Annotated in this window: 23 protein-coding genes; 11 read left to right on the top strand and 12 right to left on the bottom strand. The window is 43.1% G+C overall.

All coding sequences use genetic code 11. The features are described from left to right. Positions 1–23: 23 nt before the first annotated feature. Together parE and HYG89_RS08370 are read right to left on the bottom strand one after the other, a co-directional pair. Positions 24–1,904, bottom strand: a complete 1,881-nt coding sequence (parE, locus tag HYG89_RS08375) for a DNA topoisomerase IV subunit B (protein WP_178867080.1) — start codon at positions 1,902–1,904, stop codon at positions 24–26. Positions 1,905–1,918: 14 nt separating this feature from the next. Continuing rightward, entirely contained in the window at positions 1,919–2,503 is a 585-nt protein-coding gene (locus tag HYG89_RS08370) for a YqiA/YcfP family alpha/beta fold hydrolase (protein WP_178867078.1), read from the bottom strand. Positions 2,504–2,811: 308 nt separating this feature from the next. On the opposite strand from HYG89_RS08370, the gene HYG89_RS08365 reads away from it, so the two are divergent. Further along, positions 2,812–4,143, top strand: coding sequence for an alpha/beta fold hydrolase (locus tag HYG89_RS08365; protein WP_004974178.1), 1,332 nt, complete (start codon positions 2,812–2,814; stop codon positions 4,141–4,143). Between the two features lie 142 nt (positions 4,144–4,285). On the opposite strand, the gene HYG89_RS08360 is transcribed toward HYG89_RS08365, so the two are convergent. Further along, positions 4,286–4,819, bottom strand: coding sequence for a disulfide bond formation protein B (locus HYG89_RS08360; protein WP_178867076.1), 534 nt, complete (start codon positions 4,817–4,819; stop codon positions 4,286–4,288). Between the two features lie 18 nt (positions 4,820–4,837). Beyond that, positions 4,838–6,415 carry a glutamate--cysteine ligase gene (gene gshA / locus HYG89_RS08355; RefSeq protein WP_167846414.1) on the bottom strand — a complete coding sequence of 526 codons (1,578 nt, stop codon included), beginning with the start codon at positions 6,413–6,415 and terminating at the stop codon, positions 4,838–4,840. A 318-nt stretch (positions 6,416–6,733) separates the two neighbouring features. Between gshA and HYG89_RS08350 the strand changes: the two genes are divergently transcribed. The 5 genes from HYG89_RS08350 to HYG89_RS08330 all read left to right on the top strand — a co-directional run bounded on the left by HYG89_RS08350 (position 6,734) and on the right by HYG89_RS08330 (position 12,036). Beyond that, the gene (locus tag HYG89_RS08350; RefSeq protein ID WP_167846415.1) at positions 6,734–7,273 is read left to right on the top strand and encodes a DUF924 family protein; all 540 of its coding nucleotides are present in this window, start codon (positions 6,734–6,736) and stop codon (positions 7,271–7,273) included. 45 nt (positions 7,274–7,318) lie between these two features. Beyond that, positions 7,319–7,894 (top strand): hypothetical protein, encoded by a 576-nt coding sequence (locus HYG89_RS08345; RefSeq protein ID WP_104852739.1) that lies wholly within the window; start codon positions 7,319–7,321, stop codon positions 7,892–7,894. Between the two features lie 18 nt (positions 7,895–7,912). Beyond that, complete coding sequence (locus HYG89_RS08340; RefSeq protein WP_178867074.1) at positions 7,913–9,241, top strand: DUF445 domain-containing protein; 1,329 nt, start codon at positions 7,913–7,915, stop codon at positions 9,239–9,241. A 158-nt stretch (positions 9,242–9,399) separates the two neighbouring features. Further along, complete coding sequence (locus tag HYG89_RS08335; RefSeq protein ID WP_178867072.1) at positions 9,400–10,554, top strand: methionine aminotransferase; 1,155 nt, start codon at positions 9,400–9,402, stop codon at positions 10,552–10,554. Positions 10,555–10,668: 114 nt separating this feature from the next. Then, positions 10,669–12,036: an MATE family efflux transporter gene (locus HYG89_RS08330; protein ID WP_178867070.1), complete on the top strand. Its 1,368-nt coding sequence runs from the start codon at positions 10,669–10,671 to the stop codon at positions 12,034–12,036. A 32-nt stretch (positions 12,037–12,068) separates the two neighbouring features. On the opposite strand, the gene HYG89_RS08325 is transcribed toward HYG89_RS08330, so the two are convergent. Beyond that, positions 12,069–12,908: an SDR family oxidoreductase gene (locus HYG89_RS08325; RefSeq protein WP_178867067.1), complete on the bottom strand. Its 840-nt coding sequence runs from the start codon at positions 12,906–12,908 to the stop codon at positions 12,069–12,071. Positions 12,909–13,121: 213 nt separating this feature from the next. On the opposite strand from HYG89_RS08325, the gene HYG89_RS08320 reads away from it, so the two are divergent. The 3 genes from HYG89_RS08320 (at position 13,122) to phoR (ending at position 16,415) form a co-directional block, all read left to right on the top strand. Beyond that, positions 13,122–13,841 carry a TetR/AcrR family transcriptional regulator gene (locus HYG89_RS08320; RefSeq protein ID WP_004974164.1) on the top strand — a complete coding sequence of 240 codons (720 nt, stop codon included), beginning with the start codon at positions 13,122–13,124 and terminating at the stop codon, positions 13,839–13,841. Between the two features lie 495 nt (positions 13,842–14,336). Next, positions 14,337–15,047: a phosphate regulon transcriptional regulator PhoB gene (gene phoB, locus HYG89_RS08315; protein WP_004974162.1), complete on the top strand. Its 711-nt coding sequence runs from the start codon at positions 14,337–14,339 to the stop codon at positions 15,045–15,047. A 9-nt stretch (positions 15,048–15,056) separates the two neighbouring features. After that, on the top strand, positions 15,057–16,415 hold the full coding sequence (gene phoR, locus HYG89_RS08310; RefSeq protein ID WP_178867065.1) for a phosphate regulon sensor histidine kinase PhoR: 1,359 nt from the start codon (positions 15,057–15,059) through the stop codon (positions 16,413–16,415). Between the two features lie 96 nt (positions 16,416–16,511). Here the strand turns inward: phoR and asd are convergent, their stop codons facing one another. The 3 genes from asd to pncB all read right to left on the bottom strand — a co-directional run bounded on the left by asd (position 16,512) and on the right by pncB (position 19,590). After that, positions 16,512–17,372 (bottom strand): archaetidylserine decarboxylase, encoded by an 861-nt coding sequence (gene asd, locus HYG89_RS08305; RefSeq protein WP_178867063.1) that lies wholly within the window; start codon positions 17,370–17,372, stop codon positions 16,512–16,514. Next, entirely contained in the window at positions 17,369–18,211 is an 843-nt protein-coding gene (locus tag HYG89_RS08300; RefSeq protein WP_178867061.1) for a sulfurtransferase, read from the bottom strand. Before HYG89_RS08300 ends, asd begins: the two co-directional genes overlap by 4 nt. A gap of 173 nt (positions 18,212–18,384) precedes the next feature. Further along, positions 18,385–19,590 (bottom strand): nicotinate phosphoribosyltransferase, encoded by a 1,206-nt coding sequence (gene pncB, locus HYG89_RS08295; protein ID WP_168417727.1) that lies wholly within the window; start codon positions 19,588–19,590, stop codon positions 18,385–18,387. Positions 19,591–19,822: 232 nt separating this feature from the next. Here pncB and dtd point away from each other — a divergent pair, with 232 nt between their 5' ends. After that, positions 19,823–20,263 (top strand): D-aminoacyl-tRNA deacylase, encoded by a 441-nt coding sequence (gene dtd / locus HYG89_RS08290; RefSeq protein ID WP_178867059.1) that lies wholly within the window; start codon positions 19,823–19,825, stop codon positions 20,261–20,263. A gap of 57 nt (positions 20,264–20,320) precedes the next feature. On the opposite strand, the gene HYG89_RS08285 is transcribed toward dtd, so the two are convergent. The 3 genes from HYG89_RS08285 to serB all read right to left on the bottom strand — a co-directional run bounded on the left by HYG89_RS08285 (position 20,321) and on the right by serB (position 22,963). Beyond that, positions 20,321–20,800 (bottom strand): SCP-2 sterol transfer family protein, encoded by a 480-nt coding sequence (locus tag HYG89_RS08285; protein ID WP_168460472.1) that lies wholly within the window; start codon positions 20,798–20,800, stop codon positions 20,321–20,323. A 203-nt stretch (positions 20,801–21,003) separates the two neighbouring features. Further along, positions 21,004–21,339: a ciprofloxacin tolerance protein AciT gene (gene aciT / locus HYG89_RS08280; RefSeq protein ID WP_019838067.1), complete on the bottom strand. Its 336-nt coding sequence runs from the start codon at positions 21,337–21,339 to the stop codon at positions 21,004–21,006. Between the two features lie 403 nt (positions 21,340–21,742). Beyond that, positions 21,743–22,963: a phosphoserine phosphatase SerB gene (serB, locus tag HYG89_RS08275; RefSeq protein ID WP_178867057.1), complete on the bottom strand. Its 1,221-nt coding sequence runs from the start codon at positions 22,961–22,963 to the stop codon at positions 21,743–21,745. 78 nt (positions 22,964–23,041) lie between these two features. On the opposite strand from serB, the gene HYG89_RS08270 reads away from it, so the two are divergent. Beyond that, the gene (locus tag HYG89_RS08270) at positions 23,042–24,301 is read left to right on the top strand and encodes a hypothetical protein (RefSeq protein WP_178867055.1); all 1,260 of its coding nucleotides are present in this window, start codon (positions 23,042–23,044) and stop codon (positions 24,299–24,301) included. Between the two features lie 106 nt (positions 24,302–24,407). Here HYG89_RS08270 and ppk1 read toward each other — a convergent pair whose 3' ends face one another. Then, on the bottom strand, positions 24,408–26,471 hold the full coding sequence (ppk1, locus tag HYG89_RS08265) for a polyphosphate kinase 1 (RefSeq protein WP_131261229.1): 2,064 nt from the start codon (positions 26,469–26,471) through the stop codon (positions 24,408–24,410). Positions 26,472–26,582: the final 111 nt, after the last annotated feature.

The following is a 26,582-nucleotide window of genomic DNA, read 5'->3' as shown; positions in this document are numbered from 1 at the left end:
TTTTTTATTCACTTTAGATCAACTTAAACGGCCAAATCAGCTAAATTACCTTTCTGCTCTAACCATACTTTACGGTCCGCAGAACGTTTTTTTGCCAACAGCTTATCCAGCAAACCTGCAGTGAAATGGCTGTCGTCTAAATCCAACTGCACCAAACGGCGTGTATTGGGGTCCATTGTGGTTTCACGCAACTGACTGGCATTCATCTCACCCAAACCTTTAAATCGGGTAATTTGCGGATTTTTGGTCTTGGCTTTTTTCAGGGTGTTTTCCAGCTCATCGTCATCTAACGCATAATGCACATCTTTACCGTCATCAATACGGAATAATGGCGGCATGGCCACATATAAGTGCCCATCTTCCACCAGACTTGGAAAATGCTTCACAAACAGAGCACATAACAAGGTCGCAATATGTAAACCGTCCGAGTCAGCATCGGCCAAAATACAAATTTTGCCATAACGCAATTCAGACAAGTCATCACTACCTGGATCAACCCCAATGGCAATTGCAATATCATGTACTTCCTGCGAGCCTAAAACCTCATCGGAAGAGACTTCCCACGTATTTAAAATTTTCCCACGAATCGGCATGATCGCCTGAAAGTTTTTATCGCGTGCTTGCTTGGCAGAACCACCTGCAGAGTCACCCTCTACAATAAATAGTTCCGATTCTTCACGGGTTTGCCCCACACAATCTGCCAGTTTACCGGGCAAGGCTGGGCCTGAAACGATTTTTTTACGTTCCACTTTTTTAGCCGCTTTTAAACGACGACCTGCTTTAGAAATTGCCATTTCTGCAAGTTGCATGGCAATGTCAGAGTTTTGGTTAAGCCACAAGGCAAAAGCATCTTTGGCAATATTTTGCATAATGCTGGCTGCTTCACGGCTAGATAAACGCTCTTTGGTCTGCCCAGAAAACTGCGGCTCTTGGAACTTTAACGATAAAATGTAGTTAACCCCATCCCAAACATCTTCGGCAGATAGCTTTAAATTGCGCGGCAATAAATTGCGTAATTCACAGAACTCACGTAAAGCATCGGTCACACCAGAACGTAGTCCATTGACATGCGTACCGCCTTGCGCAGTCGGAATCAAGTTGACATAACTTTCCTGAATTTGCTCGCCACCTTCTACGTTCCAACAAATTGCAAATTCTGCACTAGCACGTTCTGCCTCACCTGTCGCCACAAAAGCAGGAGCAGGTACAATCTCACGATCTTCCAGCTCATCCATCAAATAGTCGACTAGACCATTTTCAAACTGCCAGACAATTTTTTCATCGTTAATTTCATCAATGTAATGAATTTCTAAACCTGCAGCCAGTACCGCTTTGGCTTTTAAATTGTGCTTTAAGGCTTTTAGCGCAAATTTAGGTGAATCAAAATATTTAGCTTCAGGCCAGAAATGTACCAACGTACCCGAAGCACGTTTTGGCGCTTTGCCTTCCAAGACTTCTAAAGGTGCAGCGGCTTCGCCCTGATCAAAAGCCATTTTATACAGGTTGCCCTGACGCTGTACGGTCACTTCAACCCGACTGGACAAGGCATTCACTACAGAAATACCGACCCCGTGCAAACCACCCGAAAATTGGTAGTTGTCGGTGCTGAACTTACCGCCTGCATGCAGCTTGGTCAGAATAATTTCAATCCCGCTTTGCCCGTATTCTGGGTGAATATCGACAGGCATACCACGGCCATTGTCTTCTACCGACAAAGAGCCATCTTTATAGACTTTTACGGTAATTTTATTGGCATGCCCTGCAAGTGCTTCATCCACCGCATTATCAATAACTTCTTGCGCCAAATGGTTTGGACGTGTGGTGTCGGTATACATGCCCGGGCGACGACGTACTGGATCTAAACCAGATAAAACTTCAAGAGATTGAGCGGTATATTGAGACACGTTGTACTGTTTCCTTAAGCTAGGGAATCCGATAAAAATTGCAGTAACATCGGAATTTTGTCTGCAAAATCATCCATGGCATGATTGCCGTGCGCTTCAGTCATGATCATGGCCGAAGGTGAGGCAGCACTATAATAACGCTGCGCTTCACGATAATCCAAAACTTCATCGCCTTGTTGCAATAACACCAATATTTTGTCTGCATCTTGCGCAACTGGCAACGCAATTTCTGCTAAGTCATCCAATTGCGCTGCAGTTAAGCTCCAGTTCGGATGTACCACATAGGGCAGCACATCGCCAAACAAGTCCTGAAACAATTGCCATGGTCGCATAGCAGGGTTAATCACAACAGCAGGCACATGATGCTGTGCGACCAGTTGTGTCGCATAAAAGCCGCCTAGACTGCTGCCCACCAATGCCACATTGGGCAAACGTTGAATCAATGCCGATACGTTTGCCAAAACCTCTAAAGGTGGAGCATTTAAATCGGGCAAATGCATCTGAATACCAGGGCGATGCTGCTGCACATAGGCATACAATAGCTGCCCTTTCATGGACAAAGGACTGCTCTGAAAACCATGTAAATAAATTAAATTCATGCGTGACATTTCTAAGTAACACCATTCAATTTTTGGCTGATACAGCACTTATTTTGCGTTTTTAATTTAATTTTCATGGAAAAATGCAATTGTTAGACAAAAAGATGCGAACATCTTGGCATTCATCGGTATTTTACAAGTAGTTCAAAATGAACACGATAAAATAAAAGTATCGGGTTTGGTGACAATTCATCTAAAAATTTACAGTCCTGTAAATTCATGAAATGCCAACAGACCCTTGAGTTTATACCGCGAACCCAAGTAAAAATAAAGCGTTCGGTATATGGGAACACAAGGGGCAACACAGTATGCCAAGTTTAACACCGCTGCATGAAACCTATTGTAGATGGGATCGTACACCTCCAAGTCAGGCCGATATCCTAGAAGGCTTGGCACAGTTGGTCAGCACGCGCCTGAATGCCGTGATGAGCGAAGTGATTCAAACCATTCAGCGTGAAGTTTTGCTCAGCGTATTTGGCATGAGCGAACAACGCTCGCAAAAGTTTCAAAAAACCGCGACTTTTCAAAAGCTGTATAAGTTTGCCTTTCACAGCTTACAACAATACGGCTATCACTTTGTTGCGCCAGGTTTACGTCAAATTATTGCGCAATTTCCCAACTTACATGACAAAGCACTCACACCAAGCCTGCATTTTTTAGTCGGTGTACTGAATGGCGTATTGGGAGATTATCTACTCGAACAGCAAAATCCGCTCGCCTTACCTATGGTGCTCTATGACCATTATGGCGAAGTCCAACAAGGCGATTTGTCTGGGCGTGTGGTGATTTTTGTGCACGGTTTATGCCGCAATCACCTCGATTGGACTACACACCAATTTGGTGGTTTTGGTGAAAAATTACTGGCACAACGTGACCATAACACCATGTTATATCTGAATTACAATACAGGGCGTCGCATTTCTGCCAATGGCCGCAGTCTTGCCAATACCTTAGATGATTTAATTCAGCGTCATCCTAAAATTACCAGTATTGATTTAATTGGGCACAGCATGGGTGGCTTGGTGTCGCGCAGTGCGCTGTTTTACGGTAAGCAAAATTTGCAGCACTGGATTCACTTGGTCGAAAATCTGGTCTGCTTGGGTTCACCACATCATGGGGCTGTTTTGGAGCGTTTTGGTTTCCATTTACAGGAAAAATTAGGTCGCTTTCCTATTGTGAAAATTGTCGGGCATTTGGTCAACATTCGCAGCAACGGCATTTTAGATTTGCGCTATGGCAGTGTGCGAGATGATGACTGGGAACATAATCAGGCACGAATTGGACAGGTCGATGACAACCGCAAACCTGCACCTTTGCCAACCCATATTAATGCTTATTTCGTGGCAGGCAGTATTGAGTTCGAGAAAAAGCAGAACCTGACCCGCAAAGTCATTGGCGACTATTTGGTCAGTGTAAAAAGTGCTTTGGGGGAGCACCCTAACCCACGGTTTCAATTAAGACTGCCTGAATCACACAAAGCTGTGTTCTATGGTCTGAACCATTTTCAGTTGCAATATCATCCGAGTGTGGCTGAGCAATTGGTGAAATGGTTTTATCCTGCGCATGAAGAAGTGCCAGAGCAGCAAATTCGTGAGTTTATTGGTGATTGGTCAAGCTTAGAAGGCATCGCGCTCACCTAACATAGTCTAAACAGTTCAAAATACGCTACAACACGATGATTTTTAGATGGATTTTCAACAGCCCCTAAATACACAAATAAAAAAGCGCCATCTACATTGAGATGGCACATTTTTATCAATTCAGTGAGCAAGTAGCCCGAATTTATTTTTTCTTCACTTTGCCAAATGTAGTCGATGCCACAAACGGATAGTTACGCAGCAATTGCCATAAACTGATGAGTGCCAACACGCTAAAGAACAGCAATGACCACACGGGTAAAGACTGCCCCAAGAACATCCAATCAATCACAGCACATTCACCTGAACCCGACAGTACTTGTTGCAATACGGCTTTCATGGGTAAGGCATCTACCAAATAATCTAGCCCTGGACCGCAGCTTGGCACTTGATCGGGCGGTAAGTTTTGCAGCCACACATGCCGTGCTGCCACACCCACTGACCATAAAATTCCAATACTGCCGAACAGCGCGTAAATACGCTTAACCACGTTAGATTTAGGGTTATGCACAAAAGCAATCAGTGAAACCAAACCCAATGCAATTAAGCCCACCCGCTGAAAAACGCACAGTGGACACGGCGCTAAACCTTGCACATGCTCTAAATACAATGCAAATGTCATCCCAATGACACTGGCTAAAAATAAAACACCACTTAGCAGACGATAACTCAATTGCATGTTTAAATCTCTGAGCTGTTATCTATATTGTGCGACATAGTCTGCAAAACTCAGACCCTGTGCTTGTTCAAGTTGTTGTTGTTGCTGAATAGATTGCACTGCAATTTCATCAAAATATGTTTGTGTTTCAGGACGCAGCGCATGTTGCTCATACGCATGTGCATGTTGCTGCGCCATATAACTGCCAAAGCCCCACGTACCGCCATGACGAATAGTATCGGCAATCATGTGTGCCGACAGAGTTTCATCGACTTCATGCAAACGCGCCATCATGCGTTCTAAAGCTTGAGAATACAGCTGCGTCGCATAACTTTGGTCGAGTAAAGCAGCCAAAGGTTGCATGGCGGTGACATACTGCTGTCCCCACGCTTCAATTGGGGTTTTAACATCGCTCTCTTGAATGTGCGCATTTGGCGCACGCCCACGATTGACCACTTCGGCCTGATTTTTTTCGATGATGCTTTGTTCCGCATCTAACAAGGCTGGGCTGTCTTGCAACAAACAATACAATGCTAAGACTTCCAAAAAGCCTGCGGTATGTTCATCTATCCCAATTGGGCTATACGGATTAACATCTACCGCACGTAATTCGACATAACCAATACCACGATTGGCAAGTGCTTGAGATGGGGTTTCACCTTCTTGTGGTACTTGTTTTGGGCGCACCAAACTGTAGTACTCATTTTCGATTTGCAGCACATGGTCATTAATTTGAATTGGCTCACCCGTGGCATCATCTAAACCTAAGCGGCTAAATGGCAAGTACGGGGTTTTTACGGCTTTTTGCAAACCATCCAAATAACCCGTTAAATCATTGTAATGAATACCAAGTTTTTTCTGCGCCGAGTTTTGATAGCCAAAGTTACCCATACGCAATGCAGTCGCATACGGTAAATACAACGTGCCTCTTAACAACGGCAGCAAATGATGTTCACGCCCCGTCATAAAACACTGACAAACCGATGGACTTGCACCGACTAAAAACATCACCAATGGTGTTAAACGAATAAAGTTACGAATTAAACCTAAATAACGATGACTACGATAATCTTGCAAACTCAGTGCTTTGAGCTGCTCATCACTTTCATGTTGTTGCAAGGCGGCAAATAAATGTTCAGGGAAGGATAAATTATAATGCACCCCTGAAATAGTCTGCATACGGCGACCATAGCGCACACCTAAACCACGGCGATACAAAGTTTTAAAGCGCCCAATATTGGAGCTGCCATATTGCGCCAGTGGAATACCGTCATCGGTTTCATCAAGCATACATGGCATCGACAGCGGCCAAAGTTTTTCACCTTCGCCTAAGTGCTGATGCACCACGCTATGAATATCTCGCAAATAATCAAGCGCGTGTTGAATGCTGCTTTGCGGTGGAGTAATGAACTCCATCAATGCTTCGGAATAGTCCGTAGTAATATGCGGATGTGTGAGTGCCGAACCCAAGGCTTGAGGATGTGCTTGCTGCGACAAGAAGCCATCGCTTTGCATACGCAGACTTTCGCGTTCAATCCCGCGCAACATCCCTTGAAGCAACGCAGCGTCTACCCATGTTGGTAGAACATCTTGCGCATTTGGTTCGGGTTGACTCATTACACTCTCGCTTAATCCAATACACTACAAATACGACATAAACCACAGGCTGATTTTGGGTCGGTGGCAATTTTCTCTATCATGCAGATGATCTGAGATGAAATTGCTACCGTTCAAGTATAACTTGATTTGGCATCAGCACATGCGCTTGGGCTGTTTTTTCTAACAAAATGATGATTTTGGGGCATGCTGACATTTTATAAAGTGGTCAACGTCAATAAATTTTAATTTGGCAATTTTTTATCACAAAGTTGCACTATAAGACATGCTAAATTTGTGATTTTATAATCAAAAGAACAGAGGTAAATAATAAAGCGTATGAATTATCAAGATTTTTTAGATTTTTGGTTTTCTCCTGCTGCAGAACCGAACTGGTTTGTCAAAAGCGCAGAATTTGATGCCCTGCTCGCAGAAAAATTTACCGATGTACTGCAACAAGCGGCACAAGGAGAATTATGGACATGGCGCGAAACACCTGCAGGTCGTTTGGCTGAAATCATTGTTTTAGATCAATTATCACGTAATTTATACCGTAATGACCCGCGTGCCTTTGCCCAAGATGGAATGGCCTTGGTGTTGGCACAAGAAATGATTCACTTAAAATTGGATCAGGACTTAAACCCAACCGAACGTCGTTTTCTATATATGCCGTTTATGCACAGTGAATCCAAACGTATTCACGAAGTCGCATTAACGTTGTTTGAAAGTTTGAATGACCCCACCGTGTTGGGCTATGAACTGAAACATAAAGTGATTATTGACCGTTTTGGACGTTATCCACATCGGAATCAGGTGTTGGGACGTCCTTCGAGTGCAGAAGAACTTGAGTTTTTAACCCAACCCAATAGCAGTTTCTAACTGGCGAGCTTGTCTTGGCTGGTTGATGTGTACAGGAGCTTTCACATGAAATATTCCCTACTCGGTCTTGCCCTTGCCAGCAGTTTGCTGTTTACAGGCTGTGCCACGACATCCTCTAAACCGCTCAGCTTTGAGCAGTTGGGGCAATACAGCACCACACCGCTCAATGCGCAAACCTATCGGATTAGTTTTTTAGCGGGTCATAACATGAGTTTTGGCACAGCAGAAGAAATTACTTTGGTGAAAGCAGCACAAACCACGCTGCAACACGGTTTTCGCTTTTTTAAAGTTTTAGATGATCCGAGTAACCGTAGCCAGAAACCACCTAGACAAGCCGTGGTTTACCCTGCACCAAGTTACTATCCGTATAGCTATTCGCCGTATGGATATTATCATCGTCGCGCACCATTCTGGCCTGACCCATTCTATGATATGCCGCAAGTGGTCACCCTCGATCCGACTCAAGTGTCTTACACCATTCAGTGTTTTAAAGATCAAAAATCTGCACCTGAAGATGCCTTTGATGCGAGCCTAATTTTACAATCACTGGGGGCAAAATATGGTTTAAGTCCAACAGGACAACCATTACCCCCACCAACCTCTGCCCCTGCCGCGCCCTAATGAGATAAGGATGCCTGCATGAATACAGCGTCTGACCACACTTTAGCGAGCAGCTCGCAACATAGCTCTCCGAGCCTGCAACGCAGTAAACGCTTTGCCACCATTGCTTTAGTGATTGCCGTGCTGGCATGGCTGGCATTAATGCTGACCGCAAAATTACTGCCTGAATATACGTGGTTGATTCACATACTAATGCTGTCTGCCGAAGCAGGCGTGGTCGGTGGTCTGGCAGACTGGTATGCGATTACGGTGCTGTTTCGCAATCCTTTTGGCAAAATGCCAATTCCTAAATTCTTACGTGATCACACCGAAATTATTCCACGCAACAAAGACCGTATTGCCGAGTCGATGGGGCGTTTTGTGCAGGAAAACTTTTTATCGCCACAAGTGGTACAAAAAAGCCTGCACAGCACTGACTTATCTTTAGCCGTGGGCAAATGGTTAGCGAATCCACAAAATAATGCGCAAGTGACCCAAGTCATTCAGCAAACTGTACCGAAAATTTTTGAATTTGTTGGGCAAGAACAAATTGGGCGCTTTATTCAAAGCAATAGTGTGCAATGGGTTCGCAACACACAGGTCAACCACTTGGCCAGTGAAATGCTGCGTGCAGTTTTGGAAAATGACTTCCATCAGGATGTGCTGCAACGCGGTTTAGACCTTGCCCATGACTGGATGCTGAAACATCCTGAAAAAAGCCGTGAATTGACCCGTCAATTGTTTAAAGAACTTGGCGTATGGAAACTGGCCAAAGGTGCGAGTTGGATTGGAATTGATGTGCAGCAACGCACTATAGATTCTTTACTGCAACGGGTCGAATCCATGCTGGCAGACCCTGAACATCCTTGGCGACAAAAAATTGAAGAGGCTGGGCAGCAACTCATGTTACAACTGGCAGATAACAACAGCAGTGCCAGTCTGCGCCTAAATGACACTAAAAATGCTCTGTTAGACAGCCCACAAGTCTTGAATTTTATCAGTGGTGCCGTGGTCATTCTCTGTAATGCGATTAAGGAAGATTTACAAAAACCTGATTCGGGAATTACCCAAAACCTGCGTGTTGCCATTCAGCAAGTCGGTGAAAATATTATTGCAAATATTGCAGTACGTCAGTTACTGAATGAAAAAATGAGTACGATTGCGGTGAATTTGTCTGATCAATATAGTGAAAAAGTAATTCGCTTTATTAGTGAGCGCATTCATGAATGGGACTCGCGCGAAATGATTGGCAAAATTGAAAACGAAGTCGGTGGTGATTTACACATGATTCGGGTCAATGGTGTAGTGGTAGGTGCATTTATTGGTCTGGGATTGGGAATTATTCGGGCATTGGTGGAGTTGATTTGAGATGAAATTTTTTTGATAAGTCGATCTTGAGGTGTTCAATCAAAAATAACGCCTCGAACGATCTATTCAAGCCACATCATCACCCTTTACCCCATTTGCATTCCCCCCTGAAAACGCTACGATGTAAAACAAGCTGCTGCCACCACCAGAACCTCTCTATGCTCGATATTCACGCGAAACTGCCTGCTCAAGGTCTGAGTATTTTTAGTACCATGTCTAACTTGGCACAACAACTGAATGCCTTAAATTTATCGCAGGGTTTTCCCGACTTTCCCCCACCTGCAGCATTACTGGATGCTTTAAGCCAAGCCACACACGCAGGCTTCAATCAATATCCTTCGGGCGATGGTTACTTGCCACTACGCGAACAACTGGCACAGCAATTTTTACAGCGTGATCAGCTAATGCTTGACCCGATCAGTGAAATTACCATCACCCCAGGGGCAACACTGGCTATTTTTAGCATCATGCAAACCGTGCTGCAGGCAGGCGATGAAGTCATTATTTTTGATCCAAGTTATGACAGTTATGCACCCTGTGTAAAATTGTTGGGTGCAAAAGCCGTTCATATTCCGCTGCAGGCTCCACATTTTCAGGTGGACTGGAATAGGGTCAAAGATGCCATTCATGCTAAAACCCGCATGATCATCATCAACACGCCACATAATCCCACTGGCACAGTGTGGTCAGAGCAAGATTGGCAGCATTTAATTGATGTTATTCAGGAACATAATATTTTGGTGCTCTCCGATGAAGTCTATGAACATTTAGTCTTTGATACGCATCAACATCGCTCTGCGCTGTCTTTTCCTGAGCTTAGGGAACGTAGTTTTGTCGTGGGCTCGTTTGGTAAAACTTTTCATGTCACAGGCTGGAAAACAGGCTACTGTGCGGCTGCACCTGCCTTAATGCAGCTCTTTCGCCAAGCCTATCAATTTATTAATTTCTGCGGAGTTAGCGCTGTGCAAGTGGCTTTGGCAAATTATATGCAGCAGCACCCTGAACATATTGCAGAACTGGCAAAGTTTTATCAGGACAAACGTGATTTGTTTAATCAAGGCATTGCCAATTCACGCTTTCAATTCAGCCCTGCACAAGGCACTTATTTTCAAAATTTAGATTACAGCAATATCCGTCCTGACTTAAATGCCGTAGATATGTGTCATTTTCTAGCCGAGCAGTACGGCATTGTCGGTATTCCTGTGTCTGCATTTTATCAAAGCCCACCCGATGATTTACGTTTAATCCGTTTCTGCTTTGCTAAAAAAACTGAAACCCTGTTGCGTGCAGGTGAAATTTTATCGGCAATTTAAGTAGTGAAGCTCTACTGAAATGTCACTGAGTTACTGAAAAGCTAAGGCTTTTTATGAGCAAATCATGCTAGGGTGAAATTTCAAACAACCGCATAGTGAAGCGCAGGATTTGGCATGGCAAGACCTCAGGCACTGGTCGATCACCCTCAGCTTTGGAAAACCTTTTTGGTATTTCTATTGCCACTGATTGCCACCAATATTTTGCAAAATCTTTCTGGCACCATTAACACAATTTTTGTCGGGCAAATGCTGGGTGTGGAAGCCATTGCTGCAGTGTCGGTATTTTTTCCCATTATTTTTTGCCTAATGGCCTTTGTGATTGGGCTTTCGGCAGGCTCGACCGTGTTGGTTGGACAAGCATGGGGCGCACAAAATGTCGAAAAAGTGCGCTGTATTGTCGGCTCGACTTTATTTATGACCCTGATTGGCGGCAGTTTGATTGCCTGTTTAGGGGTAATTTTTGCCAAACAAATTTTAATCTTATTGGGCACAGACCCTAAAGTGATGCATCTATCCCTGCCGTATGTGCAATGGATGTTGGCAGGCAGCCCACTGCTGTTTGTGTATATTATTTATACCTCTATTTTACGTGGAGTGGGCGATAGCCTTACACCGCTCATTGCCCTAAGTCTGACCAGTTTAATGGGCTTAGTGATTACCCCCATCCTGATTGCAGGTTATTTTGGCTTTCCTCGCTTGGGCATTATTGCCCCTGCCATTGCCACCATTCTGGGCTATTTGGCTGTTTTAATTTTTTTGGTGATTTACCTGAATAAAAAGAACCATCCCCTAAAAATGGATAAGCATCTGCTACGTCAAATTCGGCATCAACCCAATCTAAGCAAGGTGATTTTACGCTTAGGCATTCCTACGGGCTTACAAATGGTCACCACCTCTCTGGCGGGTTTGGTGATTGTTGGTTTGGTTAATCGACATGGTGCTGCGGCCACTGCCGCTTATGGTGCTGTCAATCAGGTGTTGAACTATATTCAATTTCCTGCACTATCCATTGCCATAGCTGCGTCAATTTTTGCAGCACAAGCTATTGGAGCAGGCAAAGCCGAATTACTGGCCAAAGTCACCCGTACTGCCTTGGGCATGAATCTGCTAATTACAGGTATTTTAGTCACTTTGGGTTATTTATTTTCTAAATATCTGATGGCGCTGTTTATTACCGATCCTGCAGTGGTGGTGCTAGGTCAACAACTGTTATTTATTGTGTTGTGGGCTATAGTATTCTTTGGTGCCAGTGCAATTTTTGCCTCAATTATGCGTGCCAGTGGTACAGTCACTGTACCCATGATCATCAATATTTTAGCCATTGTGCTGATTGAAGTGCCATGTGCGTATTTGTTTAGTCAACGCTGGGGCTTGGAAGGTATTTGGTATGCCTATGCTTTGGCCTTTGTGAGCCTGTGCATTGGTCAAGGCGCATATTATCAATTCGTCTGGAAGAAAAAGACCATTCAGGTTTTGGTCTGAATGGTCGGGGCTATCTCATCTTTCAGATTAGATTAACTGCGTTTTTTACCCAGCTTGGTTGCCCACGCTGTGACTTTTTGATACCCAGTTGGAACAATACGCTGAATCAAATCTAAGGTTTTCGCATCATTACCAATCAATAAACGGCGTTTATCTTTTTGTACGGCTTCTAAAATTTGACGTGCTGCTTCTTCAGGTGGGCAACGCAATAATTTATTAAACGCACGTGCCGATTTTTCAGGATTCATGCCCAACGTACGCATGCTGTCATTCATTTTTGCGTTATTGGCAATATTGGTACGAATCCCGCCTGGATGCACACTCAATGCACTCACACCGCAGTTTTCCAAGTCCAATTCCTGACGCAAAGACTCTGTAAAACCACGCACCGCAAATTTGGTTGCGTTATAGGCAGACTGAGTCGGTTGTGCGGTTAAACCAAATAAACTGGAAATATTAATAATATGACCATCGCCCGTTTGTTTAATTAAAGGCAAAAACTCTTTGGTGCCATACACCACGCCCCAAAAGTTAATCCCAACAATCCACTCCAGCTCTTCGTAAGTTGCACCCTCTACAGTAGAACCCAAAGCCACGCCTGCATTATTAAAAATCATATTCACCGAGCCGTGATCTTGTACAGTTTCTGCCGCCCAAGCACGCATTTGCTCCAGCTGAGATACATCCACCTTTTTAATGGTCACACGAACATTGCTGTCTTTTAACAAGTCTACAGTTTGGGCCAAACCTTGTTCATTCACATCACTGAGCGATAAATGACAGCCTTGCTTCGCCAATAGAACAGCCAATTGCTGCCCAATACCCGAGCCTGCGCCTGTAATTGCGGCAACTTTATTTTTAAAATTTTTCATGTGATTTCCTTGAGTATGTGGCGTGCACAGTTCAGACCTGCTTGTTGTTTTGTAGGGCTGTGCGATGCGCTGTGGTTTAAATATAATTTTGACAATAAGTATTGTCAATATAAGCCAGTACGAATATCGCAAATGAATCTGAAAACATAGGTTTAACAGATAATTATTGCTAGTATAAAGCCTAATTACGGTTCTTATTTGGCTTAACTGAACATGACAGAACAACTGCCCGTGACTGCAGAAACAGAAAAAACCACCCAGAAACAACAAAAAGAACGTCAGTTTAAAGGCTTGTCTTTAACTGAGCGCAAACAGGCGCGTCGTGAAAAACTGATTGAGGCAGGTATTCAAGCCTATGGCACGCATGGTTTTTTTGCCGTGACCGTAAAAGATATTTGTACCGAAGCCAAACTAACCGAGCGCTATTTCTACGAATCCTTTAAAAAAAGCGAAGAACTGTTTCAGACCATTTTTTTAAAATTGATTGATGAATTACAGCAAAATGTCATGCAAGCCATTATGCAAGCCTCGGCTGATCCTAAAAAAATGATTGATGCAGGACTGACTGCTTTACTGACCACGCTAAAAAATAACCCGCAAATGGCACGTATTATTTATATTGATGCCATGCTGGTGCAAGAACTACATAACCAAGCCACCATTCACGAAACTATGTCGCGTTTTGACCGCATGATTCAGGCCTTTGTCATGCTGATGATGCCGCATTTAGACCGCCCCAACCGAGAAATTTCACTGGTAGCGACAGGCTTAAATGGTTATGTCACCCAAATTGCGATTCGCTGGGTGATGAGCGATTTCAAACAATCCATGGAAGATGTCTTGTCTTCTTGCCGTATTGTATTTTTATCGTTATTACAGACCTTTTCGGAAAAAGAGCAAGCTTTTGTGAAAGATTCTTCGACATTGTCATAAAATCGAAAAATATTCATAATATTTTTCAAATTCAGAGGGGTCTGCTGACATTTCATAAATGGCTTGCGCTGTAGGCTAAAACTGAGCAGATCAGGCATGAAACGCAGGGAATAGTGGGTCTATTGCCAAGTTTCATAACGCAATCTGAGAAAGTTTTAGCTACAGTCCTTCGGAACGAGCATATTTTTTTGCCGCTATTGCGTTATGAGTCAGTCACTTAGAATAACTAAATTTCCTGCCTCATGCCTTATATCAGCTAAAAAATCTTGCGAGATATATCTCTCACGTCGCAAACATAGACGAAGTGTCAGCAGACAATATTTACTTTGACTGAATCTATTCAGTTTTTTCATCAAATCGACACTATTTTGTCACAAATTATTGCAAAAATAGCCCATTCAACCCTTTCTGCAATGATACTGTCATAATTAATCTTTGTAATAAGCCTGTCATAAATAAAACGGTCCACCGTTAACATCTATAGGATATTGCGTTGTGAAAGATGACTACATTTTAATCGTCGATGACGAACTTCCAATTCGGGAGATGATCCATACCTCTTTAGATATGGCAGGCTTTCAGTGCTTACAAGCAGAAGATGCAAAACAAGCTCATCAGATGATTGTCGATCAACGTCCAGCGCTTATCTTGCTTGATTGGATGATGCCAGGCGGTGTCAGCGGTGTAGACTTGTGCCGTCGCCTAAAACGCGATGACAACCTTGCTGAAATTCCTGTGATTATGCTCACTGCACGTGGCGAAGAAGACCACAAGGTTCAAGGTTTAGATGCTGGCGCGGACGACTACATGACTAAGCCGTTCTCGACCCGTGAACTGGTGTCACGTATTAAAGCGGTCTTACGTCGTGCCAATGCCTTAAGCGGTGAAAAAACTATTGATGCCAACGGTTTAATTTTGGACCCAGTCAGCCAGCGTGTTAGTTTTGGGGACAATATTTTAGAAATGGGACCAACTGAATATCGCTTACTTGCGTTCTTTATGACCCATCCTGAGCGTGCCTATACCCGTGCGCAATTGCTTGACCAAGTCTGGGGCGGCAATGTATATATTGAAGACCGAACTATTGATGTGCATATTCGTCGTTTACGTAAAGTTTTAGAACCGTATGGCGTAGACCGTTTTGTACAAACGGTACGTGGTACAGGCTATCGCTTCTCGACACGTGCGGATGTTGCTTTAGGCTAAAATTATTTTATGTACGAACCTTACCCAGTCCCTGAACTCGCCCGTGACCTCAAACAAGTTCGTTACAGCAGTTTATGGACTTTTGCCAAACAAGATTTTCGTTTATTGGCCTTTTTCCTAATTATTGCAAGCTTGATTGGTTTTGGGATTGGGTATTTTTGGATTTGTATTAGCCTCGCCTTTTTGCTGTTTTTTCTTCAGCAAATGCGCTCCCTCTATTTAGTTAATGATTGGATTTCCAATCGTCCTTATGATGTGCCGCCAAATCTGCATGGTATTTGGGGTGCATTACTGTTCAATGTTTATCGCTCACAACGTCAGGAACGTATCGTTCAGGCCGAAATGGTCGGGTTGATTGATCGCGCCCAGTCTTCATTGGTGGCGTTGGATGAAGCCGTGATGCTGATTGATGAAAATCATCAAATTGAATGGTGGAACCCTGCTGCTGAAAAGCTATTGGGTATTCAGCCTTTAGACCGTGGACGCAACATCCTCACTATTTTGCGCCAACCTAGTTTTATTGAATATTTTAATCATATTGATCAAGCACCTGACGGTTTAAAAATGAAATCTAGCGTGCATGAAGGGCAATATGTGCAAGTCAAAATGACTCAGTTTGGTGGCGATAGCCGTTTGTTATTTGCTTACGACATGACGCGTATGCATAACCTAGAACAAATGCGTAAAGACTTTGTCGATAATATTTCACACGAATTACGCACTCCGCTAACGGTGCTGAGTGGTTATATCGAAACCTTTACCGATCAGGAAGATATTAACCCGCGTTGGAAACGTGCTTTTGAGCAAATGCAGTCACAAACCCGACGCATGAACGCTTTGGTAAATGACCTGCTGCTGCTGTCGCGTCTGGAAAATGAAAAAACCATCGCCAAAAATCAAATTATTGAAATGCCAAGTTTAATGAATCAATTATTTGACGATGCACATGCCTATAACGTCGATTATGGACATACGCTCAACTTAAATATTGACAGTCATTATGATCTGATTGGTTCAGATGTAGAATTGGCCAGTGCCTTTAGCAACCTGATCACCAATGCGATTAAATATACCCCGAAAGGTGGGACGATTACCATTGGCTGGCATGATGATGGCAATCAAGGTTATTTTACTGTGGAAGATACAGGCATCGGGATTGATCCGAAACACTTACCACGCTTAACCGAACGCTTTTATCGTGTAGACAGCGCACGTAGCCGACAAACAGGCGGTACTGGTTTAGGTTTAGCAATTGTGAAGCACGTTTTGATGCAGCATAATGCACACTTAGAAGTCGAATCTAAAGAAAATCAAGGCTCTATATTTAAAGTCGTGTTCCCAAAAGAGCGTTTGTATTACGAAACTTAAGCGCTGGTTGAGCTAAAATAGACAATAAATTACAGATTTAAAAAACAAAAAAATGCCAAATTACTTTGGCGTTTTTTATTTCTTTATTCACATATTTTATTCAGCAGAAACGATATGTCCCAGGGCTTTCCCCATTTCCACCACAGAATTAGCCTTGAATTCGGCATCCCACTGCATTTTATTTTCTTCAAACAAAACAATCGCGGTTGAACCCAAATAAAAACGTCCTAATTCTGCACCTTTTTCAAGGAATAACTGGTGCTGATTCAGCTCCAAACGTCCCGATGGTTTTACTTTACCTGTCGCCACGGTTTCAATGCCCGCTACAATCATGGCGCCCACCAAAACGACCGCCATACGCCCCACTTCGGTATCAAACAAACAGACCATGCGCTCATTGCGGGCAAATAAACCCGGAATATTTTCGGCTGTGGTTTGATTGACAGAAAACAACTCCCCCGGCACATATAAAGTTTCGGTGAGTGTGCCTGCAAAAGGCATGTGTACACGGTGATAATCACGTGGAGATAAATATACGGTTGCAAACTGACCATTTTTAAAGGGTTCAGCCAATTGCGGGTCGGCAATTAAGTTTTCAACAGTAAATTGCTGACCTTTGGCCTGAAAAATCGCACCATTCTCAATTTTACCTAACTGCGAAATCGCCCCATCGGCAGGCGATACAATGCTGTTCGGATTGCTGTCAATTTCACGCACACCTTGCTTTAAAGAACGGGTAAAAAAATCATTAAAAGACTTATATTTCAAGGCATTACTTTGCTCTGCCAAAGACATATCAATGCCGTATTGTGCCTTGAATGCAGTAATCACTGCATTTTTGAGCACAGGATGTTCACTGGCTGCAAGTTTACCCACTACACGTGATAATTGATGTTGTGGCACAACGCGTTGTGCCTGAATGAAAATTTGTTTTTTTAAACGTGATGTGAGGCTCAAGACGGCAACTCTCCAGTAATAACAGGACTGTCAGGGCGGTTGCCCCATTCACTCCACGCACCATCGTAGGCCTGAATTTGCCAACCCAGTAATCTTCCTAAAATATAGGCCAGACCTGAACGGTGATGTGACTGACAATACACCACTACAGGTTCGTTGAGATTAAATCCGAGTTGTTCCAGACGCTGTCGTGTGCGTTCTAAGGGATGCAATTTTAAATGATTTTCACGATTAAGGGCAGTACTCCATTCAAAATGCAATGCCCCTGGTATGTGACCACCGCGTCGTGCAGCCAAACGCAGCCCTGTATATTCGTCTACAGTACGGCAATCCCACAGTTGTACCGACTGGTTTTGGCACTTTTCTAATAGCTCATCATATTGAATACGATACTGATTTTGCGCTACAACAGGAGCAAGTGTACTGACAGGTTTCAGTGATTCAACTTCAGAAGTAGTCGGTAAACCTGCGGCCAACCAAGCATGAATACCGCCATTCAGCAAACTGGTATTTTCAAAGCCCAAACAGTGCAAGTTCCAGATCAAACGCCCTGCCCATGCACCGCCTTCATCATCATAAGCCACCACATGATGCTCAGGCGAGATATTCAAATACTGAATCAGCTCCTGCAAGGCTTCAGGTTCTGGCAATAGACCTGAAGTATCTTCATCCTGACGTAACAACATGCTCGGTTTGACCTGTAAGGCATGCGGCAGATGCAATTGCTCATACACCGAATTACGGCTTAAATCGACAATGCGTAATTTGTCATGTCCTAAAACGGGGACTAAATCTTCTGCTTCAATCAGCAGTCCAAAATCGAATGGTGAAGCGTTCATTTTTATGCTGTTCAGTCTGGTTGGCAATCCACTTTAACTTAGTATAGGTCATTTTTGGGCACATGCTGTTTTTTTCATAACTTTCTCAGAATTTTAACAATCACATGCTTTAATCTAGAAAAAAACCGAAGATTTTCTTCGGTCTTTTTTCAGTTTTTTAGGCTTGTTGGTCTTTAAACTGGTGCCTGAATATCAAAAACTTGGCGCAAATATGCCAAGAAGGTGTCATTATCGGTCATGGTTTTACCAGGACTATCTGACAATTTCGCCACCGACTGACCATTACACTCGACCAGCTTCAACACAATATTCAGTGCCGTTTGCCCCATGTCATTGGTTAAATTGGTACCAATCCCAAAACTGACCTGAAAACGGTCTTTAAAGTACTGATGCAAGGCCCATGCTTTTTCAACATTCAATCCATCACTAAAGGTCAGCATTTTAGTTTTGCTGTCAATTTTCAGCTTTTTATAATGTGCATAGGCTTTATCGCCCCACGCATACGGGTCGCCACTGTCATGTCGCAAACCATCAAATAACTTGGCAAAATATAGGTCAAAATCACGCAGGAAAGCATCCATTCCCACAACATCGGTCAGGGCAATACCTAAATCACCCCGATATTCCTGCACCCAAGTTTCCAACGCAGCTTTTTGGAAATCGCGCAGACGCACATCCAATGCCTGAAAAGCCTGTAAAAATTCATGTGCCATGGTACCAATAGGCGTAATACCTAATTCTTTGGCTAACAGAACATTACTGGTGCCACGGAATACATCGGGTACAGCTTGATGAAAAGCTGCTACCACATGCTTTTGCCAAGCAAAGCTATAACGACGACGCGTACCAAAATCTGACACTAAAAATGGCGGGTCTTCAGGTTGTTGCTGCTGTTGATAGTCCTGAATCAGGGCAATTTTTTGCTGTAAACGTCGCTCGCCTTCTGCCCAGACCTCATCTGTGCGAATTCGCTGGAAATACAGTTCATTCACAATGGCCAGCACAAAAATTTCAAACATCATGGCTTGTACCATTGGGCCTTCCACCCGAATGTCCAAGCGGCCCTGTGCATCAATACTAGCCTGAATAAAACGGCGTTTGAGCTGGAACAGTTCTAAATAATCGACAAAATCACTTTTAATAAAGCGTAAATTGCGCAAATACTGCAATTCATCTTCTTTAAATTTCAGCTGACACAAGTGATCGAGCTGTTCATTTAGTTCATCTAAAATATCGGTCAGTGGATAGGCAGTATCTTCAAGGTTACGACAGCGGAACTGATAAACACTGTGTGTTTGCGGAAACTTATGCAGTACCACCTGTAACATGGTGAATTTATACAAATCTGTATCAAGCAAAGATTGAATAATTGGGGTCATAGTGCTCATCATTTCGCAGTCCTTCTTGCATTAAAGCATAATTTTTTCAGCAAAAAAGGGCTTTTATCGACAATCTTGTTACAACTTTGCTGCACTGTACGGCTCCATTCCTTTTCATTTTCATTTTCAGTGGGTTTATCGCTTCGCTATTAGATGCGGGCTGATCTTTAATCACGCCAGCGGGCATGAATTTGTTAGAATCTCGCCATCTTCACTTAGATTAATACTGAGTATGCGCGCATTATTACAACGGGTTCTTGAAGCTAAAGTCGTGGTCGATGGCAAAATCACTGGCGAGATTCAACAGGGTATTTTGGTGTTCTTAGGTTTAGGCAAAGACGATAATTTTGAAAAAGGCAAAAAGCTGATTGATAAAATTTTAAAATATCGTTTTTTTGATGATGAACAAGGCAAAATGGGCTGGAATGTGAGCCAAGCCAATGGCGGTGTGTTATTGGTTTCACAATTTACCCTGATGGCACAGACTCAAAAAGGTTTACGTCCTGATTTTGGCCCCGCCATGCCCCCACAAGCCGCTCAAGTGCTCTACGAACAATTGGTGGACTATGCCAAAAGCCAGTTTGATCAAGTAGAAACGGGTATTTTTGCTGCCGATATGAAAGTACATTTGGTCAATGATGGGCCTGTGACTTTCTGTTTAGAAGTAGAATAAAGTGCATTAAAAAACCTCTGTCAAAACTGATCAGAGGTTTTTTCACATCATGGCAACTTATTTGCCTGTTTTTTGTTTAATAAACTGACGTGCTAATTTAATTTTTTCTTTTACAGGTTTTGGCAATTTAGGCGGAATTAATTTCGCTGCTTGGTTAAACCACACTAACAAGCCAAAGTCACCTTCCATTTTAATGCTGCCATTTTGCATACCAGTCATAAATGCAGTTGGGTCACCTTTCATCAAGGTTTTCACCCCTTGCTCACTGTCTGCAAATTGCAAAACAAAATCCGCTTTTTCTGCATCGCCAGCAACCGTATCAATATGACCATTGTTGACAATAATTTGACGCGCCATGCCCAAATCTGTACCAATTTGAATACGGAACTGACGCTCATGCACCAACTCAATAAATTTTGGACTGGTACGTGCCAGCTGTTTCATGCGTAATGCCAAACCTGCCACTAAAAGATCAAGTGGATCGGTACTGACATCAACTAAAGGAAGTTTGACCACAGGAATTGCAGAAAGTTTCATGACTGTGAAGCCTATTGTAATTGTTGGAGAGTTGATCGCATCATCCTATCACAACTCCTGCTTTTTACCGCAAGGCTTTGTATAACAATCTTAAGCTGGATGTTAAACTTTTGTCGCACACTTTATGGGTGAGTTAGCCGTGTTTATAAACTAAAAAAGATGCAAACCTGTTGCATCTTTTTTAAATCAAGGATCTATTTTAATTAACGGCTTGAGCATTGCTGCTGATCATCTTCATACACTGGGGTATGTTCAATATAGCGGCGTTTTGCCAAAGCACGTTCTGCGCGTCGATCTTCTCGTAATAATAATAAAGTTACCAATGCCATCGCCAAGCAAATTGCAGACAGATAACTATAGGTAATTGGCAGCTCAAACACACGTTGTACACTGTAGCGTACCACTTCTAACAAGCCCCAAAAAACCATACCTGCCAACATAAAGTTTAACCAGCGACGATAAGGCGAAAAGAAAACAGCAATCAACGCAGCTGCGACTAGGCTTAAGCCAACAATGGTCGCTAAATTCGCTGTTACCATAAAAACCTCCGTCTAAAGATGCAGCCTCATTTTTTAAATTGGTCTGCGACTTCAAATACCGTTTAAATAAATAATGGATGTCGATTTAAATTCTATGCATGCATTATGCTGCGTTTTTTCGATAAAAAAAGACTTGTATTTTCATAAAGCGACACACCTTGTCGCAATATTATATTGTCATTACATTTTTTTAATTTGGTAGTTTTCGGGAAGTGAAGCAGGCTCTTTATTCGCGTGTCATTACAAAAAAACACCTTATATTTTTGCCCTAAAAAAAATTTTTTTGATTCGATCTTGTTGTTGTTTTTATCGGCAGTTTTTCCTTACCGTTTATCGTTATCTGCTGATTATAAAAACAAAAAACGCAGCATGACTGCCGCGTTTTTTTCATTGATTTGTCATATTAGGCGCGGTTCAAATCTTTGTCATGCACACCCAATAAGTACAGCACACCATCTAATCCAACACTAGAAATGGCTTGATTGGCATTCTGACGCACCAAAGGTTTAGCACGGAATGCTACACCTAAACCTGCAATGGAAAGCATTGGCAAGTCGTTGGCACCATCCCCCACAGCAATGGCTTGCTCTAAAGAAATACCCATTTTTTCTGCCAGTTCACGTAGCAATAATGCCTTACGTGCACCATCGACAATATGGCCTTTAACCTCACCCGTTACCACGCCATTTTCCACATCTAAAATGTTGGCATGCACTTCATCAATCCCTAGTTTTTCCTGTAGGTATTCTGCAAAATACTGGAAACCACCCGACAAAATTGCAGTGCGATAACCCAAGGATTTCAGCGTTGAAATTAAACGCTCGGCACCTTCAGTGACTGTAAGTCGCTCTGCAATTTTAGGTAACACTGCAGCATCTAAGCCTTTCAGCAATGCCACACGGGCACGGAAACTTTGCTGAAAATCCAATTCACCCTGCATGGCACGTTCGGTAATTTCAGCTACCTGATCGCCTACGCCTGCTTCAATAGCCAACTCATCAATCACTTCCTGCTCAATCAGGGTCGAGTCCATATCAAAACAAACTAAACGGCGGTTACGACGGTAGGCATTGTCTTCTTGTACCGCGACATCCACACTCAGTTCATTCGACAGGCTTAAACACGCAGCACGCATGGCAACTGCATCTAGCATTTGTCCACTTAATCCAAACTGAATGCAAGCACGTTTAGGTTCATCTTCGGCTACATTAAGCTGTGGGCGACCCGACAAACGGGTTACAGTTTCAATGTTAAAACCTTGGCTAGATACAATATGCGTGACCGCCTGTAAATGTGAGGCATTCAGCTCTGGTGCCAGTGCAGTCACGATATAACGGGTACGACCGCCTTCTTTGACCCATTGCTCATATTCAGTTGCAGAGATTGGTTTAAAACGCACAGTTAAGCCAATATCATGTGCTAAAATCAGAATCTCCTTCATGGCTAAAGCAGTTGCAGTCTGGTCTTCTGATGCAACAACAATACCTAAAGTCAGTTGATTATGAATAACAGCTTGGCCAACATCTAAGATTTGTAAGGAATGAGCGGACAATACCTGCATTAATCGAGTAAACTGATTAGGTTGGTCAGGTCCTAAAAATGATATAAGAATGATTTCTCGCATGAATTGACTCGGGTCTGAGCTACAACTATTGTGAGAATCATAATCTAAATTGAATATAAATGCCTTGGAAGTTTTACCTTGAATGCGCCTAGACAAGGGCTATTTGCTAGCCTATTGATTGTAAGTTTTGCTTTTCACACCTTTTTATTGGTGCTTGCAACAACACACCAATTAAATGAAAACCGCGCCAATCAGGGGCAGTTAATGACCAGCCAACTGGTCACAGACAGCCTTTCTGAGCTGGAACCTGCCAATACAGTATCACTGGCATTATTGGTGAATCGTTATGCCACCAATCCAAGCATTGCTTCTATTCGTATTTTAGATGCGCAAAATCAGGTCTTGGCGACAGGTGGACAGTCACGTACCCGTGAAGGTGAAGTCTTTGTCCGCGATGCAATCATCAATGAAAAGAAAGTCGGCAGCGTTGAAATTACCTTAATTCAGCCAAGTATTGGTGAAATTCTGCGTACCCAATGGTTAGCGACACTTTTATCATTATTGGTTCATGGCTTGTTATGGTTGGCTTATCGCGCGATTGCCCGTCCAAGTCGTAGTGAATATTTAGCACGCATTAATAATGAATCTCGCCTTAAACACGAATTACAATTATTGACGCAAGCCCTTGAACAAGAAAAACATCAAACGGCTTTGGCACTTGCGCAGGCACAGCAACAGCCTAAACCTGTGATGTCGCCTAAAGCAAACAAAGCCATTGAGCAAAGCCAAGAGCAAAACAACATTGCGCTGAATATTCAGTTTTATGACCCGAAACAATTATTAGACACGGTCACGCAAAGTGTGTCTGTGCCTTATTTTAGCTTATGTCAGATTTTCCTGAACAAAAGCATTGAACTGTGCGTACAACACTACAAGTTAAACCGTTCCGACATTCAAACAGTACAACCATTCCATGAAGATGGCGCAACACTCAGTATTGCAGCCAATACACCAAATGCAGCAGCCTGTATGGCCATGATTGGCACGGTGTTCCAGTTATTGTCTGAAGTGCTGTATAAGCGTTATCGTGAAGAAAAGCGTTTTGTGTTGCAAACTCGCAGTGGTTTATCAACCGCAGTCGAAGCCATGCAGTTATCTGCAGTGCAGGCAGCAGAGCGTTTGGTGCATCAATTATCTGCTCGTGAAAATGCAGTGCATTTACCGAATGAATTACTAGATGAACTGTCTACGCATTATGAATTGGTGAGTATGCCAAATCCGACCAATGTGCTGATGCGCCATGCCTTTATGGTTAATGGCATGGACAGCCAATCGGCTGAGTTGGCGCAAAGCCTGCGAACTGAAATTCTAAAAGGCAAACATTCAAGAGCTTCTTAAAATAATCCATGAGATGCCTTAAAAGCATAAAAACCTGAGTATGCACACATACTCAGGTTTTTTATACTCACAGATGCTAGATCACATCCATTTACTGCAGCCCAATTTACACATTCAACTGCTTCTGCTCGACCAAATACATTTGCGCATTGTGTACAGCAGCCTGCCCCACCACAGCAGCTTTCTGCCATTCGCCATTGGCTTGTAGCTCCCACGCATTTTGATTGTCATGCAAATAACTCAGCAAGCCATCTTCTACAATACGCTGTTTAATTTTCTCATCCAAAATAGGGAAGCAAGTTTCCACCCGTGAAAATAAGTTGCGCCCCATCCAGTCTGCGCTGGCGCAGTACAATTTTTTTGCACCACCATGCTCAAAATAATACACGCGGGTATGCTCCAAAAAGCGTCCCACAATCGAACGGACATGAATACGCTCAGACATACCTTTCACTTTTGGAATCAAACAACAAATCGAGCGGATAATTAAATCGACCTGTACCCCTGCCTGCGAAGCACGGTACAAAGCCGTAATTAACTCAGGCTCAGTCAATGCATTGACTTTAATGATAATTCGGGCAGCTTTGCCTGCTTGTGCAAACCCGATTTCTTGTTCAATCAGTTTGAGCAATTCACTGTGCAAGGTAAATGGTGCATGCAGCAAGTTTTTTAATTTTGCCGATCTGCCCATGCCTGTGAGTTCCTGAAACACCCGATGCACATCTTCACAAATATCAGGATGTGTGGTCATCAAACCATAGTCGGTGTACATACGTGCATTGCCCGCATGATAGTTGCCTGTACCCAAATGCACATAGCGCACCAACTGATCTTGCTCACGACGCACAATCAAAATCATTTTGGCATGGGTTTTATAGCCGACAATGCCATACACCACCACTGCGCCTGCCTCTTGCAAGACGTTGGCGACCATAATGTTGGATTCTTCATCAAAACGTGCGCGTAGCTCGATCACGGCAGTGACTTCTTTGCCATTACGTGCGGCTTCTGCAAGTACCTGCACAATTTCAGAATCTGGGCCACTACGATACAGCGTTTGCTTAATCGCCAACACATTTGGGTCTTTCGCCGCTTCTTTGAGTAAATTAATCACTGGCTGAAAAGAGTCAAATGGGTGATGTAGCAACACATCCTGCTTTTTCAGAATCTCAAACATCGGTTTTTGCTTCCGAAATATTTTTGGAATCACAGGTGCAAAAGGTGGATATTTCAATTCAGGTCGGTCAAAACTACTGGTCAGACGCGACAGGTTAATCGGCCCGCTAATCCGATATAATTGCTGCTCATCTAAATCAAACTCTCTGAGCAAATAATCAATAATATCTTGCGGGCAATCATCTTCAATTTCTAAACGTACCGCACGCCCAAAACGACGTGACGATAATTCATCTTTTAAGGCAACTGCCAAATCATCGACATCTTCGGCCAAAATCAGGTCGGCATTGCGGGTCACTCGAAACGCATAGCAACCTGTGGCTTTCATGCCTGGGAACAGATCATTGATATGCTGCTGAATAATCGCAGTCAAGAAAATATGTTCAGTCGCACTACCTGCCACTTCTTTTGGCAAATTGATTAAACGTGGCAAAGAGCGTGGCGCAGGCACAATCGCCATTTCAATTTCACGTCCAAAAGCATCTTTGCCTTGTAAACTGACAATAAAGTTCAGACTTTTATTGACCAAACGCGGAAATGGATGCGATGGGTCTAGGCTAATTGGCGTTAAAACAGGCTGTACCTGACGGGCAAAATAATCGGCAATCCACGCTTTATGTTTATCCACAATGTCATGGTATTGAATAAAGTGAATCCCTAAACTTTGCAGCTGCGGCAAAATGGCATAATTTAAAGTGTCGTATTGCTGCTTCACCGCCTGATGCACTTTATCAGACAGTTCTACCAAGACCTGTTCAGTCGGAATGGCATCTGGGGTACGGGTAATGGCATTCAAATCGAGTTGCTTCATTAAACCTGCAACGCGAATTTCAAAAAACTCATCTAAATTACGTGAAAAAATAATTAAAAAATTGAGTCGCTCTAAAATAGGTAACTCTGGGTCTAAAGCTTGCGCCAAGACCCGACGGTTAAACTCAATTAAAGAGAGTTCACGATTAAAATAAGTATCAGATGAATGCTGAAAGTGTTCCATATCTTCTCTATGCTGTTTTTAAGACAGTCTGCTTATTTCGCCTCTGTGCAAGGCATGGTAGGTAGAGATTATGACAATCATGTTACACCCACAATCAATCGCAGAACATTT

The sequence above is a fragment of the Acinetobacter sp. SwsAc5 genome (assembly GCF_013391485.1).
Lineage (GTDB): Bacteria > Pseudomonadota > Gammaproteobacteria > Pseudomonadales > Moraxellaceae > Acinetobacter > Acinetobacter towneri.
Note: the sequence above shows the minus strand (reverse complement) of the source record. Positions and strands in the feature narration are given on the sequence as shown.

What these genes read in the sequence shown, in the direction of transcription:
- dtd (WP_178867059.1), top strand. Translation starts at nt 19,823, where the DNA reads ATGCGCGCATTATTACAACGGGTTCTTGAAGCTAAAGTCGTGGTCGAT.
- HYG89_RS08360 (WP_178867076.1), bottom strand. Translation starts at nt 4,819, where the DNA reads ATGCAATTGAGTTATCGTCTGCTAAGTGGTGTTTTATTTTTAGCCAGT.
- HYG89_RS08335 (WP_178867072.1), top strand. Translation starts at nt 9,400, where the DNA reads ATGCTCGATATTCACGCGAAACTGCCTGCTCAAGGTCTGAGTATTTTT.
- serB (WP_178867057.1), bottom strand. Translation starts at nt 22,963, where the DNA reads ATGCGAGAAATCATTCTTATATCATTTTTAGGACCTGACCAACCTAAT.
- phoR (WP_178867065.1), top strand. Translation starts at nt 15,057, where the DNA reads ATGTACGAACCTTACCCAGTCCCTGAACTCGCCCGTGACCTCAAACAA.
- HYG89_RS08285 (WP_168460472.1), bottom strand. Translation starts at nt 20,800, where the DNA reads ATGAAACTTTCTGCAATTCCTGTGGTCAAACTTCCTTTAGTTGATGTC.
- HYG89_RS08300 (WP_178867061.1), bottom strand. Translation starts at nt 18,211, where the DNA reads ATGAACGCTTCACCATTCGATTTTGGACTGCTGATTGAAGCAGAAGAT.
- HYG89_RS08350 (WP_167846415.1), top strand. Translation starts at nt 6,734, where the DNA reads ATGAATTATCAAGATTTTTTAGATTTTTGGTTTTCTCCTGCTGCAGAA.
- gshA (WP_167846414.1), bottom strand. Translation starts at nt 6,415, where the DNA reads ATGAGTCAACCCGAACCAAATGCGCAAGATGTTCTACCAACATGGGTA.
- HYG89_RS08345 (WP_104852739.1), top strand. Translation starts at nt 7,319, where the DNA reads ATGAAATATTCCCTACTCGGTCTTGCCCTTGCCAGCAGTTTGCTGTTT.
- HYG89_RS08340 (WP_178867074.1), top strand. Translation starts at nt 7,913, where the DNA reads ATGAATACAGCGTCTGACCACACTTTAGCGAGCAGCTCGCAACATAGC.
- HYG89_RS08365 (WP_004974178.1), top strand. Translation starts at nt 2,812, where the DNA reads ATGCCAAGTTTAACACCGCTGCATGAAACCTATTGTAGATGGGATCGT.
- aciT (WP_019838067.1), bottom strand. Translation starts at nt 21,339, where the DNA reads ATGGTAACAGCGAATTTAGCGACCATTGTTGGCTTAAGCCTAGTCGCA.
- HYG89_RS08330 (WP_178867070.1), top strand. Translation starts at nt 10,669, where the DNA reads ATGGCAAGACCTCAGGCACTGGTCGATCACCCTCAGCTTTGGAAAACC.
- ppk1 (WP_131261229.1), bottom strand. Translation starts at nt 26,471, where the DNA reads ATGGAACACTTTCAGCATTCATCTGATACTTATTTTAATCGTGAACTC.
- HYG89_RS08370 (WP_178867078.1), bottom strand. Translation starts at nt 2,503, where the DNA reads ATGAATTTAATTTATTTACATGGTTTTCAGAGCAGTCCTTTGTCCATG.
- HYG89_RS08325 (WP_178867067.1), bottom strand. Translation starts at nt 12,908, where the DNA reads ATGAAAAATTTTAAAAATAAAGTTGCCGCAATTACAGGCGCAGGCTCG.
- pncB (WP_168417727.1), bottom strand. Translation starts at nt 19,590, where the DNA reads ATGACCCCAATTATTCAATCTTTGCTTGATACAGATTTGTATAAATTC.
- HYG89_RS08320 (WP_004974164.1), top strand. Translation starts at nt 13,122, where the DNA reads ATGACAGAACAACTGCCCGTGACTGCAGAAACAGAAAAAACCACCCAG.